Here is a 13,288-nt window from a genome sequence, read left to right as displayed (position 1 = left end):
TAGGGGGTCCGCGAATAACCGCAGGACCGTGCTGCCGTCAGGGGAGAGGCTCAGCAACCATGGATCGTCATGGCTTCGGATCGTTTTGGAGACGGTCCTCGACCGGGCAGCGGCTTTCGGCCACCGGCATCGCCGCGCTCCTGGCGGCCGCGCTCGGCATCGGTCTGCTCGGCCCCGGAGCCGACGGGCAACGCGGTGGCCCGAACGCGCAAACCGACGCCCGGCCAAAGACCAGGACCGCTCCAGCGCCACTCGACGAGGACGCTGCACAGGAGAAAGCCGTCACCTCCGGCCAGCGTGTGGAAGTGGCGGCGCTGCGCAGCGAGACCTCCACCACGTACGCCCGGCCCGACGGCAGCTTCGAACTGGTCACGTACGGCGCCCCTGTACGGGCGAAAGTGGACGGCGCGTGGCAGCCGATCGACACGACCCTCAGGAAGGTGAATGGCGGCTGGGCCCCTAAAGCTGCAGCCGATCCCGTCGTCTTCTCCGACGGAAGCAATGAGGTCGAGGGCGGTGCGGTGAAACCGGCCGTCTACACCGTCACCCAGTCTGGCCGGGCACTCGAAGTCGCCGACGACAGCACTGCATTCAATGAACTTGCCACCCTCACCAGCGCAGGCCATCAGGTCACCCTGAGCTGGCCGGGCCCGGTTCCCCAGCCAGTCGTCAACGGCTCCAGCGCCCTGTACCGCAACGTCTTCCCCGACGTCGACCTGCTGCTGAGCGCGCAGGACAGCGGCTTCACCCACGTCCTGATCGTCCACAACGCTGAGGCAGCAGCCGACCTGGCACTCAGACGCCTCACGTACGGCCTGTCCTCACCGGACCTGATCTTCCGCCTCGATCCGCTCAGCAAGGTCGTTACCGGCGAAAACAGAAAGGGCGAGGAGATCACGGTCAGCCCCACGCCGTACCTGTGGGACTCAGCCGGCAGACGGGCCGTCACCGAGGGAGGCGACCCCGAGCCTGCCGAGCCGAACGACGACCCGTCGCCCTCCTACTCCGAGGAACCGGGCTCAGGCGTGGGCGACGAACCGGAGCCGGAACCCCTGGACACCGAAGGCCCGACTCCCACGGACGAACCGCAGGAAAAAGGCCCTGCACTGACGGCCCCCGCAGCAGACCCCAGCGAGACCGCCTCGAGCGACCCACGCTCGCCTGCCTCGTTCAAACGCAGCCGCAACAGCGACACCACACCGGCCATTCACACAGGCGCGGAGGCAGCCACACCAGTCGCGGCCCCGCTCACGGACGACGAGATCTGGACGTTGCCCGGCCTAGCAGGCGCCGACCCAGGCACGCACATAGCCGTCGCCGACGCCAAGCTGAGCGACCCAGGCACCGACGCCACCACCCTCAGCATCGTCCCTGACACCGACCTGCTGACCGACAGCGACACCGTCTATCCGGTCTTTATCGACCCCACCATCTACGGCAAGACCAGGAACTGGACCACCGCCTACAACCGCTACCCCACATCCAGCTTCTACGACGGCGCCAACTACAACACCGGCACTACAGAAGCGCGCGTCGGCTACGAGAAGACCACCTGGGGCACCTCACGCTCATTCTTCCGTCTCGGCTGGGACCGCGACATTGAGGGCGCGACGGTCCTGTCCGCCTCCATCAGGCTGCGTGAGACATATGCATGGTCCTGTGCAGCCCGTGAGATGCAGCTGTGGCACACCGGCAGCATCTCGTCGAAGACCACCTGGAGCAACCAGCCCTCCTGGCTGACCGAAATCGGCACCAAATCCTTTGCTCACGGCTACAACTCATCCTGTCCGGACGCCTACGTCTCCTACGACGCGAAGGCCATCGCCGAGGAGGCCACGGACAACGGCTGGCGTTCACTCACGCTAGGGCTGCGGGCCACCGATGAGAGTTCGGCCTACCCGTGGAAGAAGTTCAAGGCAGAGGGTGACGGCTCCCCTCGCTTCAACCTTGTCTACAACCGCAAGCCCGCCGCCCCCAAAGCACTGGACCAGTCACCCGGCAACGTCAGCTGCGACCGCACCTCGCCTGCCCAGCACATCGGCAAGCGTGACCTGGTGCTGTCGGCCAGATCCTCCGACCCAGATGACACATCGGTCCAGCAGAACCTGAAATACCTGCACTTCCAGGTTTGGCGGAGCGACAACGCCACTACCTTCCTCGCCGACGAGAGGATCACCGTCGACAGCTCCGGCAAGGCCTCGGTGAAGGTGTCGCAGTCGAAGTTCACCAACGCCAAGACCTACCGATGGCACGTACGTGCCATCGACGCCAGCGGAGCCGCCTCCGCCTGGTCGCCCACCACCAGCCCGGCCTACTGCCACTTCCTATTCGACAGCGACTTCCCCGAAGACCCGGACATCACCTCCACCGACTTCCCCCGGATGAACGACGACGGCACTGTCTGGTCCGAGGTGAAGTTCGGCACGGCCGGCAACTTCCACTTCTCACCCGCCGGTGAGACGGACGTCGTCAGATTCGAATTCTCGTTCAACACGTCCAGCTACGGCGGCTCAAAGACCGTCACGCCCGGCCAGTCAGTCACCGTACCCCTCAAACCGCACTTCGCCGGCCCCAACGTCCTCTACGCCCGCTCCAAGGACAGCGCAGGCAACGTCTCACCCGGAACCAAGTACATGTTCTACGTCACCCCGCGCGACAAAACCGACGCGCATGGAGACGTCACCGGCGATACCTATCCCGACCTGTTCGGCATCCACTCCGACGGCCAACTGCGAACCTATCCCGGCAACTCCGCCGGCGACCTGGCCTCCGGACTTGCTGCCGCCCACAACAACGGCACACCCCTCGACATCAAGAAATACGCCAACTACTGGGTCGGCAGCGACGGCAAACCGGCCCTGCTCACCCACGACCGCGACATCCAGCCGGGCGACGGCGTCACCGACCTATTCGCCCGCATGCCTGACGGCAAGCTCTACGTCTACCGAGGTGACGGCTACGGCGGCGTCGACATCACCAAACGCACCACCGTGCTACTCCCTCCCAATGGACCGGACACGGCCACCATCACCCAGATGATCGCCGGCGACATGAACCTGGACGACCAGCCCGACCTGTTCCTGCGCACCCAGGGCGGCGGCTTCTGGATCCTCAGCGGCTACACAGGAGCAAGCTTCCGCACCGCCACCCATGTCGCCTCAACCACCTGGGCCGAACGCGACCTGGTCTCCGTCGGCGACCACAACGCCGACGGCGCACCCGACCTCCTCTTCCGCTCCACCACCTCAGACCGACTCGTGCTCCGTTACGGCATCAAGGACCCGGTCAACGGCGGCTCCACCATCGCCTCCTTCGCCACCTCAGGCGGCTCCTTGAACGGCAAAGACGAGATCTACGCCGAAGGTTGGAACGAGACCACCACACCCATCACCCACATCCGCGGCACCCCGGACGTCAACGGCGACGATATTCCCGACATCTGGGCACTCGCAGCGGACGGAAGCATCCAACTGCACGTCGGCGGCAGACTCTCCATCGGCGCGACAACGGTGGTCGTGGGCGCCTCGGGGGAGTGGGGGACGAACAAGTTGACATTCGGCTGATCAACTCACGCGGTCGCATCTGCCGTCTATATGGGAAGCGGACCTGGCCCGCCAGCGGGACCGTAGGACGTTCGGCCCTGTCTCACATTCGGTGGTGACGGAGTGTGCCGCTATGCCCTCTGCCTTGACCGGCCCCCCAGACAGGAGCAGGAGGCAACGGACGGCTTCAGGCGGAGACGCCGCGCAGCGCGCCACCCATAGCCGGGGTGCCGATCTCCTGGGCCTTGACCACCTCGCCACGCACGGCGCGCTCACCGACATGAGACCGAAGGAGACCACGACGAGCCAGAACCTGGAGCAGCACGCGGAGAGCGCGGCACGGTCCTTGGTGGACCTGGTCAACGCCCTGCACCGCCAAGGCCTGCAGTACCCGGGGGAGGCCTACCACATCTACAACTACCTCACCCGCGCCGCCGCGGAACTGAGGAACCGCCCTCGACCTCGTCGGGAGCTTCGTACACGACCTGCACGCGAGGGGGCGCCTGACGTCCGACCTGAGGGGCGACTCCCTCGAAGACGTGATCCGTCGGTTCACCGAAAGCTCCGCCGCGGCGCAGGACCTCGCGGGCGGGCTTGCCGACAAGAGGGGCACGGCGTACTCCGCTGTCGGCCACCTCGCGTACAACGAAGCACCGGACCAGGGCTCGACACCTGCGAACTGACACCTGCGCCAGACCGTGTGAGCGTCCACAGCGACGTGAGTGGAAGGCCGGGACCGGCAGTTCAGGTCCCGGCCTTCCCGCATCGTGCACGAGCCGGCTCCCACCCAATTCACGAACCTTATGAGTGATTCGCACTCGAAAAAGGTATGACTCTGTGCCTCTCAGATGTGTTGAGCTGCTAGCTTTGGGGTGGGTTACTAGATCGGGAGGGTGTGTGAGTCAGTCGGCGCACGAAGAGAGCGAGATGAACGCGACCGAGGCGCGCAACGCCCTCTACGCCCTCGTGAAGCGTGCCGTGGAAGACGGACGCACGACTCTGATCTACAAGGGCCAGAAGCGGCAGGAGCGCGTGCTGCTGGCACCGCTCGACCGGCTTCCCGCCGCACGGAACACCGAGACCCTGCCTTCCCACGTCCTCAGCGCGGCACAGAAGGACTTCGGTGAGCTCATCACGCGAGCGGCCAGGGGAGAGCCACAGGTACTCTTGAGAAACACCACCCCAGTCGCAGTCCTGCTGTCCGCCGACGTCGACTCCGCCAACCACTCAGCCGATCCGGCCTCACGCGCGGCGTCCGCAGGAGGTGCGGTGAACAGCCCACGCAATCCGGACCGCGGCCGCGCGCCGCGCAGGCTCACCACGCTGGGCGACGCCATCGGCGCCGCACTCACCTCAGGCCCCGTCGGCAGCACAACATTCGGACTGCCCGGCCTGGACTCGGCAATGGGCGGTCTGCAGACCAACCGACTGACCCTCGTAGCGGCCGACCCGAACGTCGGTGGCAGCCTGCTGGGTCTGGCCGCCGCACGGAAGACCGCCCTCATGGACAACCACAAAGTCCTCTACGCGGCGTCCGGACCGAACCAGGCCGACATCATGCGCCGCATCATCTCCGCGGAGACCGGGGGCGACTACCCGCGCCTGAAGCAGGGCCGGCTCACCGAGCACGAGCAGCAGGTCGCCCGCGAGCTGATCCAGGCGCCCCTGCTCATCGACGACGGCAGCGATCTGACCGCCGAGGCAATCGCGGACACCGCGCCGTACGTCGAGAACCTGGCCCTCGTGGTCGTGGACCGGCTCCAGAGTGCCCACAACCCCCGCCTGCCTCTGTCGGGAAACCGTCTCCCGCACGCCTCCCAGGTCCTGGCCTCCCTCGCCCGCACCCTGCACGTGCCGGTCCTCGCCATCGTCGACAGCGCCGACCCCACCCTCGTGCGCCTCCTGGACGCCGACGTCCTGGTCACCCTCACGCCCACCGACGACCCCGCCAAACTTCAGGTGACGGTCGCAGAACGCGACTTCGGCACGATCGGCTCCGCCTACCTGCGCCCCGACCTGGTGCACGCCCGCTTCCTCGACGCCGGAACCGCCCCCGCTGGCGCACGCAACGCAGAACCCGCCCGCACCCTCGGCACGCCCGAGGAGCGGGAGCTGGCCGAAGCCGCGCTTCCCTACACATCCGGCGCCCGACAGGGGCTGCCGGCCTCCGTCACTCATCTGCTGTCCGCGCTGCGCGCCGCCCTGAACAATGCGGACGAGGAAGCCCTCGCCGACCTCGGGCCGTCACTGGCCCAGATGGCCGCGGCTCCACAGCCGCTGCCGGACGACGCAGAGGGACGCCGCCTTGCCACCGCGCTGACCGCGTACAACACCGCGCCCACCGGCACCCCCGGGCAGCCTGCTGCAGGCTCCGCTACGGACAGCGGACCCGCGACCGACGACGAGGCCAATGAAGAGCGAGAGCAGGAGCTGCGGCCGGGGGACGAGAAGGACGAGCCGGACAGCGCACCGTTCCCCGCGCTGAAACTCCTCAAGGACGCGGTCGCCCGCTCGAAGATGCACCCGATCAAGGTGATCCGTATCGAGGACCGGCAGAGCGGTCCGTGGCCGCTGATCAGTGAGCGCATGGACGGCGAACCGCGCTGGGTCCACCCCGAGGTGATCAACACCCGTGTGCCCGTCATCCGGGAAAACGGGAAGCGGGTCCGCCGCGACCAGCTCACGGTCCCCGCCTCCTACGGCGACGGATTGCTGTGCCTGATCGACCGTAACGGCAGCTACCCGTCCGCGTGTTCGGCCGTCCCCCTGGCCCCGAACAAGCTGCTGCACACCGGTCCCCTGGCCGCGCTCGACAAGGCCAGCGCCGGCATCTACCTCATCGACATCCCGCCATGGGCCCGCACCGACATGCCGCACCCTCTGGGCCGCATCATCGACCGTCCCGACGAGGACGGCCGCGTCTGGGTCACCACCCCGCACATCAAGCAGCTGGACAGACTCGTCCGCGACGGACACCTGACCGCCATGCCCACCATCCACGACTCCTGGACCGGCAAAGCCAACGAGTCCCTCTTCAAGCCCTTCTACGCCGCCGCCCGGCAGGCACGCCTCGACCTCGTCCAGGCCGGCGGCGAACCGTACAAGGCATACAAGACCCGGCTGTCGATCGCACTGCGCCTGCTGTGGCCCAAGCGCCAGGAACAGAAGTCCCCGTTCTGGCGGCCGGACTGGCGCATGAGCATGGTCGCCGAAGCCTCTGTCCGTCACTGGACCACAGCCTTCAAGGCCGTCCAGGAAGGCCACACACTCATCGCCCTGCGCAACGTCGACGCGGCCGTCTTCTTCACCCCCGACGACACCCCGCCGTCCACGTATCGGATCGGGACCGGCTTCGGCGAGGTCAAGGCCAAGTTCATCCAGCCCGGCGAGTTCATCCCCGAAGGTGACGACTGATGGCCGGCCCCACCGGGCACGGACGATCCCTGGGCGCCGCCCTCAACGACCTCCTGCACTCCCAGGTCACACCCCGCCACCGGCTCTCGTCATACAACGCCAAGCACTGGCACGCCCAGCTCAGCCAGCTCACCGGCACCCACCGCGGCTATCAGGCCCTGGAAGAGGCCGGTCTCGACGTGACCGTCAGAACATTGCTCAACTGGCTGTCCGACCCCGAGTACAACGTCCGTCGCGGCTACCGCGACCTTATCCACACCGCCTACGAGAACGTCGCCATCGTCCCCGCCGAGCCGATCCCCGACCGCTTCAAAGACGGCGACTTCGAGATCAGCGGCTGGGTCACCACCGGCCGCGACCGACGCGAACGCGGAACACGCGAAGCCGCGCCTCTGCGGATCGACGGCCGCCAAGGCGACTGGAACGCCATCGAGGAACTCTGGATGGCCGGCGAGCTCACCGACGACGACTTCGAGGACCACTTCATCGACGACGTCATCGTTGAGGACATCGGCGAAGGCACCGACGGATGGACGTTCGACGGCGGCTCCTACGCGGTGGAACTCAGGTGACACCCCCAGCGGCCTAAGGTGAACGTCGGCGGGCCGGGAACCCGTGCTGACAATGTGCTCGTCGAGCCTCAACGCCTCACCGGCGGGCCGGGCATTCCGGGTTCTCGTCGTGCTGCCCATGAAGTGAGCGAACCCTCTCTCCATGTCCCCCAAGGAATTCGGCAAGGCGCTTGCGAGGCCGTTGCCTAATCTGGTGACGAAATCTGGCTGGAAGTCGACCTTCGATGACATGAAGGCGATCTTCAATGAGAATATCTGGGGAGTGGCACGAGAAGGTATCCGGGCGAACGGGGGTTTCTTGAAGTCGGCGTGCCTGGTGGATTCCGAAGTCGCCGCAAGCCTCATGGCAATCAAGCCGGTGACCGCAAGTTTTTCCGGGTATCTCCGGCCTCAATGGTGTGGCGACCAAGATCAATGTCTTTACGGGCCTCGGATATGCTGTCACTGCTGGAAATATCTACTTCGACGAGAATACTCGTCCCGAATTCTAGGAGATTCTACATGGTGGTTGAGATCGACGACTGGACCTGTCGGCTTGACTTTCCGGACGGCTGGGTAGACTTGGCTTCCGCCGACGACGCCGCGGGGCGGGCAGCATGGGCGCGAGAGGTAGTGGAAACATTCAATTCTTTGCATCTCGTGATATCTAAAGGATCTTTGTAAAAGGAACTGATCAACCTAGCCAGACTCGCTGAGAGGAGGCAATCCGTAATTTCTGCCGCCTTCTATGCGGAAGGCGGCGTCAACTATGCGGCCTTTGACATTCGGATCTTCGGCGAAGAAGAGGGAGTGCCTTCCCTGGAAGGGTCGAGAACATGCTCCGCGCTCAGAAATCAATCGCGGGGCAGCCCGTGGTCAGTAGGGTCGAGTTGCCTGCAGGGAGTGCTCTTCGTTTCCAAGCCAGGTATCAGTCGAAAGGCCTTCTCGGAATCGGGAAACGTCCGTCGGAAAGCGTGTCCCATGCGATGCTGGTGCCTCAGACCGCAGATGTCCTGATGGCGACCATGGACTGGACAGCCATGGAGCGCAGCGACGAACTGGCGGAGATGGCCGATGCCCTCATCCGTGCCATGCGGTTTATCCCGCTTGATGCCGAAGGTAACCCGCTTCCCGGGGGCGCCGATGCATGAAACTTGCCGCAGCTCGGCTGCTGGGGGAGCGGCGGGAGGCCGGGGCGCAGGAGCGGGTCACGGTCTGGCCGAGGGGGCCGCTGAGCACGCCGTCCTTCACCACCCGTTCGACGTCCTCGCCGCCACCCCAGCACCGCACGAGGCCTGACCTCCGGCGTCCACCGGGCATGCTGGTCGAGACGGCCCGACAGACACCGCGGAACTGACCGCCGCCGCTCGTCGCTCTCGGTCCGCTGGCGATGGCGCTCATCGACTACAGCCGGGTCGGCGAAATGTAGTCGGACAGAACGGTGCCCGCCCCGCGCCAGGCATGGCTTCGCGTCCGGAACGTACCTCGTGGTCGGGATAGGGTGCCGATCATGACATTGGACGACGACGGTGTGATAACTCCGCGGCTGCGCCCGGCAGATGTAGTGCGGCGAGGTGCTCTCTTCGGCCTGGCGGGGGCGGCCACGCTCGCGGTGCTGGTCGTGTGCATCGCGGAGCACAATGACCGAACGGAGTTTCTCTCCGTCCTCGGTGTCCTCAGCCTCTTCTTCGGCGCAGGATTCTTCGTCATCGGCTCGGTCTTCTGGTTGTTCTCCAGGCGAGACGTTCGGCGCTTGCGGGACTGGCGCAGCATGACGGGACAGTCCGACGCGATCACCGCCAGCGGCCCGATGTTCGTGCGGCTGGGGGTGTTTCTGCTCGTCTTGGGGAGTGCCGGGCTCGGCATGGCCCAACTCGTGGATGCCGCGCCCTACGACAGCTGGCTCCATAGCCACTGACCGCTGCCCACTGGTTCTCACCGATGCGGTGTCGTCATCAGTTCCACTGTCGGCCGGCCCGCAGGGCCTTGACGGCCGGCATCGCAGGTCGCCGACTGCTTCGGCGTGTCGACGATCAAGTTTCCCGCGGTTGGTCGGCTTGAGCGTCATGTAATTCCCCATCCCGAATTCTCCTAATTGGCCTTGGGTAGCGCGGAGGTCGGGATCGAGGGACCTGGTCGTCGCGGAGCTGGTCAAGTTGCTCGCCCTGTGGTTCGGATGGCCGATGGGCAGCCCGGTTGGCGAGGAAACGTTCGTCGTGGTCGACATCACCGAGATCTACGTCCACTGGTACGCGGGCCGCTCGAAGAGCGAGCTGGCTGCGTCGCTGGGGGTGGACCGTAAGACGGTCAGGAAGTACCTGGCGCTGGCAGAAGCGTCCGGGATCAGCCCGGGCGGCCCGCCGATGAGCGAGTCCGACTGGTCAAAGCTGATCAGGGACGGCCAGGTGCCGGGCGGGCCGGTCGGGGCAGATCTGGCAGGGGCGTCCTTCCACCTCCTGCCCGGGGCCCAATGCCGTTGTTTGACTACTGAACTATCGCGGGCTGCAGCGTGATGACCTTGGCTGTGATCCGTCGTGTCGGCCGCCGGTCACGGGTGTTGATCCGGTAGGAGAGTTTCGAGGAGTACTTCGAGTCCGGACGCTTCAGATGTCGGTCCGCCTCGCGCAGGCGCCTGGCGCCGTTGTCGAGCTTGCGGCGAACCTTTGCCGCCAGCATCACCAAGAACTCCTTGATCTTCGTGGGCGTGTCCGTGCACTGGCGGACCACGCTGCGCCGTGCGTGCTTGAGGACCTTGACGAAGGAGACCCGGTCCGGGGCGATCCCGTTGTCGTCGGCCAGAGCGATGATGACCTGCGTGAGGCAGTGGTGTACGACCAGATGCGCCCAGACCTCCTGACGCACCAGATCCGGGTCACCCGAGCGCAGGACCTCGGCCGGCCCGCGCTGGAAGGTCTTGATCTGCCGGAATGCCGACTCCGCCTCCCACCTCGAGTGGTAGAGCCCGGCCAACTCCGCCGCCGAATAAGCGACCGGGTCCACCAGGTCGGTCAACAGCCTGACCACCTCGCCGCCGTCAACGCGGTACTCGATCACGCGGACCAGCACACCTCCGGGATGCGCGCCTTTCTGCCCGGCCAGGTTCATCCTCGCCAGGTAGGTTCCGTCGGGCAGATACGTGACCGGGCGAGCAGCGACGCTCGACCGGGCACGGATCAGCAGATGAGCCCCGGTTCCGGTGTATGCCTTCCACAGGGCCACCCCGGGAAAGCCGCGGTCCATGATGACCAGCATCCCGGCCGCCGCGTCGGCCATTTTGATCGCCAGCTCCGGCTCGCCGCCGTAGTTCGGGTGTCAGAGGCACGACAGCGCCTCCGGTTCGCCGACCTCCGCGAGGGACCCCGCGAGGGTGGAGCGGAAACTCCCTCCGCGCCGGAACTGACGGGCGGCGGTGCGCATACCCGCGAGGGCGGCACGGCTGAGCTGGTTCGCGTAGATGCAGAGGCGGAAGCCGGCCTCGCCGAGTTCGGTGGCGCTCAGGTCGGGGAACGCCGTGGGTACGCTGACCAGCGGCACGCCGTGACTCCATTCCCGTCCGATGGCCCGCGCCTGGTCACCGGAGGCGTCCTTGGAGTGGATGATTACGGCATCCGCTCCGGCCTCGGCGTACGCCTCGGCGCGGGCGATCGCCGTGGCCAGGTCCTCGCCGGCGATCAGGGCCTCGGTGCGGGCCACGACCACGAGGCCGTCACCGGCGACCTTCCGTATGCGCCCCACCTGCTCGCACAGCAGGTCCCGGTCGGCGAGGGTCTGGGCCCGGTGGGCCGCGAAGCTGTTGCACTTGGGGTATGCGCTGTCCTCGACACACACCGCCGCGGCTCCGGCGCGCATCAGGTCGGACGCGAACCGCTCCGCCGTGCGCCCCGAGCCGCCCGCGTTGTCGATGTCCACGATGACGGGCAGCTCGGTGACGCGGCCGAGCGAGGCGACGACGTCGGACAGGTCCCGCGGGCCCAGCACGTTGGCGTCGGGCAGCCCGGAGGCCGCGGACACCTCCAGACCGCTCACCCACAGGGCGTCGAAGCCCGCTTCCACCGCGACGTGCGCGGCGAGTGCGTTCACCGCACCGATAGCCAGGAGCGGGTGCTTCCGCTCGCTGTCGGCGAGGGCCTCACGCAGACGCATCGCCTTCGTGTCGTCAGCCATGGGTCTTTCCTCCTTCCGTGCGGGCGGCGAGCGACGGCACCAGCTGCCGTTCGCGCAGTACGTCCCAGGCTGCGAGCAGCACCTCGGACCTGGGCCGGCGGGCGTCGAGGCGGACCACGTCGCCGAGGAGCGGGAACTCGTCGGGCTTCGTGACCACGGCCTCGTAGGTCTCGCGAACCCGGCTCTGGACGTCGTGCACGTCCCAGTCGGCCCTGACGGCGTCTCCCTGTCGGGCCTGCGCCCGGCTCATCGAGGCGTCGGTCTCTAGGTCCAGGACGAGCGTGAGATCCGGGGCCACGGTGAGCTGCGCGGCCAGCGTCTCGTACGTCTCCAACGCCCTCATACGGTGCTTCACCGTGAAGAAGGCCAGCTCGCTGAGAAGCCAGCGATCCGCGATCACCGGCCGGGCCGGCCGCTGGGGGATCACGAGTCGATCCAGCGTGGCCTCCTTGTCCGCCGCGATCGCGGACAGGTAGGCGTCACGGTTCCCGGCATTCGGCTGGTACTTGCCGGTGACGACGGCGGCGGCCTGGTCGGCCGCGAGGAAGTTGGTGGTGAGCACGCACAGCGGGGTGACGCCGTAGAGGCCTTCCCAGAGCCGGAACAGGCCTTTGCGCAGCGTCGTCTTGCCGGTGCCGTCGAGCCCCTCGATGACGATGAACGGATAGCGGTGGTTCATTCGACCTGCCCCGCCCCCGTGCCGCCGGCGTATTTGGTGAAGCGACCCCGCCAGCGGGCCATGGTGGACACCAGGTCCACCAGCCGCAGCTCCGCCAACTCGTCGACCAGCCCGGGCAGCTCCGGCTCGGCGCAGATGCTGGCCTCGATGGCCCGGCAGTACGTGGCACGGAGGACCGGGTCGTCGTCGGAGTTGCGCAGCGCTGCCTCCAGCACCCGAGTGGCCATGCCGTGGGCCACGACGCCTACCGCGGTGCCAAGGGCCTGCTCATGCAGCGGGCCCGGGTGCGGCTCCAGCGTGATGTGGTGCACCCCGCGGTGGCGGATGACCGCGAAGAAGCCCACCCACCACGCGGCGGCGGCGCTGACGGCGGTCACGGCGTCCGACCAGGCCGCCCCGGGCTGCTCCGCGAGGAGGTTTTTGGCAGCGGCGTCGGCGGCGCGGTGAAGTGCCCCGCGCCCGTGCCGCGACTCCGCTCCGTGCCGCTGGGGCAGCTCCCACCAGAAGCCGAGCCCGGCGTCCTTCAGCAGCGCCATCGCGGACTCGTCGCCTGCCGGCAGGGGAGACGGGCGTTGGGCGAGCACGGAGACATCGGTGCCCGGCACGTCCGGCAGCGCCTTCTCCTCGGCGACAGCAGCCCGCCATTCGTCGAGATGGAGGTGGAGCCGCTGGGTCAGCAGCCCGTCCGCCAGCGTTTGCCAGGCATGCGCCAACGGCGGCGAACCGGGGGGCCGAGGCGGCAGGGTCAAGGACGTCACAGGTCCGGTCCTCACGTCCGGGGAGCCGCGGCACGCGGCTCCGGTCGGTGGTGCTCCACCACGATGGCTGCCACGAAGGCCCACGCCTATGAGCGTTTATGAGCTCCACCAGCGGAACGTGTCCGGGTGGTCGCAGAGCGAGAGAGAATGCCGACCATGGTCGACAGCGGACAGCGGCGG

The 13,288-nt window shown here is 67.2% G+C and carries 10 protein-coding genes; 6 read left to right on the top strand and 4 right to left on the bottom strand.

What is annotated here, in order from left to right:
* Positions 1 to 59: 59 nt before the first annotated feature.
* From ACIHCM_RS34900 to ACIHCM_RS34875, 6 genes are all read left to right on the top strand, one after another.
* A complete protein-coding gene (locus ACIHCM_RS34900; RefSeq protein WP_399905210.1) occupies positions 60 to 3,563 on the top strand; it encodes a DNRLRE domain-containing protein in 3,504 nt (1,167 codons plus the stop codon).
* A 906-nt stretch (positions 3,564 to 4,469) separates the two neighbouring features.
* Positions 4,470 to 6,956, top strand: coding sequence for a DnaB-like helicase C-terminal domain-containing protein (locus ACIHCM_RS34895; RefSeq protein WP_399905207.1), 2,487 nt, complete (start codon positions 4,470 to 4,472; stop codon positions 6,954 to 6,956).
* Entirely contained in the window at positions 6,956 to 7,528 is a 573-nt protein-coding gene (locus tag ACIHCM_RS34890) for a hypothetical protein (protein ID WP_399905204.1), read from the top strand. The genes ACIHCM_RS34895 and ACIHCM_RS34890 overlap by 1 nt, the downstream gene beginning before the upstream one ends.
* A gap of 995 nt (positions 7,529 to 8,523) precedes the next feature.
* Complete coding sequence (locus tag ACIHCM_RS34885; RefSeq protein WP_399905201.1) at positions 8,524 to 8,658, top strand: hypothetical protein; 135 nt, start codon at positions 8,524 to 8,526, stop codon at positions 8,656 to 8,658.
* Between the two features lie 359 nt (positions 8,659 to 9,017).
* Entirely contained in the window at positions 9,018 to 9,425 is a 408-nt protein-coding gene (locus ACIHCM_RS34880; protein ID WP_399905198.1) for a DUF6336 family protein, read from the top strand.
* 238 nt (positions 9,426 to 9,663) lie between these two features.
* On the top strand, positions 9,664 to 10,020 hold the full coding sequence (locus ACIHCM_RS34875; RefSeq protein WP_399905195.1) for a hypothetical protein: 357 nt from the start codon (positions 9,664 to 9,666) through the stop codon (positions 10,018 to 10,020).
* Here the strand turns inward: ACIHCM_RS34875 and ACIHCM_RS34870 are convergent.
* The 4 genes from ACIHCM_RS34870 to ACIHCM_RS34855 are packed head-to-tail and all read right to left on the bottom strand — an operon-like array spanning position 9,992 to position 13,108.
* Entirely contained in the window at positions 9,992 to 10,780 is a 789-nt protein-coding gene (locus ACIHCM_RS34870) for a transposase (protein WP_399905192.1), read from the bottom strand. The genes ACIHCM_RS34875 and ACIHCM_RS34870 overlap by 29 nt on opposite strands.
* Before the next feature lie 39 nt (positions 10,781 to 10,819).
* Positions 10,820 to 11,671, bottom strand: coding sequence for an isocitrate lyase/phosphoenolpyruvate mutase family protein (locus ACIHCM_RS34865; protein WP_399905188.1), 852 nt, complete (start codon positions 11,669 to 11,671; stop codon positions 10,820 to 10,822).
* Entirely contained in the window at positions 11,664 to 12,350 is a 687-nt protein-coding gene (locus ACIHCM_RS34860; RefSeq protein ID WP_399905185.1) for a dTMP kinase, read from the bottom strand. The genes ACIHCM_RS34865 and ACIHCM_RS34860 overlap by 8 nt, the downstream gene beginning before the upstream one ends.
* Complete coding sequence (locus ACIHCM_RS34855) at positions 12,347 to 13,108, bottom strand: hypothetical protein (RefSeq protein ID WP_399905182.1); 762 nt, start codon at positions 13,106 to 13,108, stop codon at positions 12,347 to 12,349. The genes ACIHCM_RS34860 and ACIHCM_RS34855 overlap by 4 nt, the downstream gene beginning before the upstream one ends.
* Positions 13,109 to 13,288: the final 180 nt, after the last annotated feature.

This window comes from Streptomyces sp. NPDC052023 (assembly GCF_044548465.1).
GTDB lineage: Bacteria > Actinomycetota > Actinomycetes > Streptomycetales > Streptomycetaceae > Streptomyces.
This window is presented reverse-complemented; position numbering and strand designations above follow the sequence as displayed.

Excerpts from the sequence above, each read along its gene's own strand:
- ACIHCM_RS34900 (WP_399905210.1), top strand. The coding sequence starts at position 60 with ATGGATCGTCATGGCTTCGGATCGTTTTGGAGACGGTCCTCGACCGGG.
- ACIHCM_RS34895 (WP_399905207.1), top strand. The coding sequence starts at position 4,470 with ATGAACGCGACCGAGGCGCGCAACGCCCTCTACGCCCTCGTGAAGCGT.
- ACIHCM_RS34890 (WP_399905204.1), top strand. The coding sequence starts at position 6,956 with ATGGCCGGCCCCACCGGGCACGGACGATCCCTGGGCGCCGCCCTCAAC.
- ACIHCM_RS34885 (WP_399905201.1), top strand. The coding sequence starts at position 8,524 with ATGGCGACCATGGACTGGACAGCCATGGAGCGCAGCGACGAACTGGCG.
- ACIHCM_RS34880 (WP_399905198.1), top strand. The coding sequence starts at position 9,018 with ATGACATTGGACGACGACGGTGTGATAACTCCGCGGCTGCGCCCGGCA.
- ACIHCM_RS34870 (WP_399905192.1), bottom strand. The coding sequence starts at position 10,780 with ATGGCCGACGCGGCGGCCGGGATGCTGGTCATCATGGACCGCGGCTTT.
- ACIHCM_RS34865 (WP_399905188.1), bottom strand. The coding sequence starts at position 11,671 with ATGGCTGACGACACGAAGGCGATGCGTCTGCGTGAGGCCCTCGCCGAC.
- ACIHCM_RS34860 (WP_399905185.1), bottom strand. The coding sequence starts at position 12,350 with ATGAACCACCGCTATCCGTTCATCGTCATCGAGGGGCTCGACGGCACC.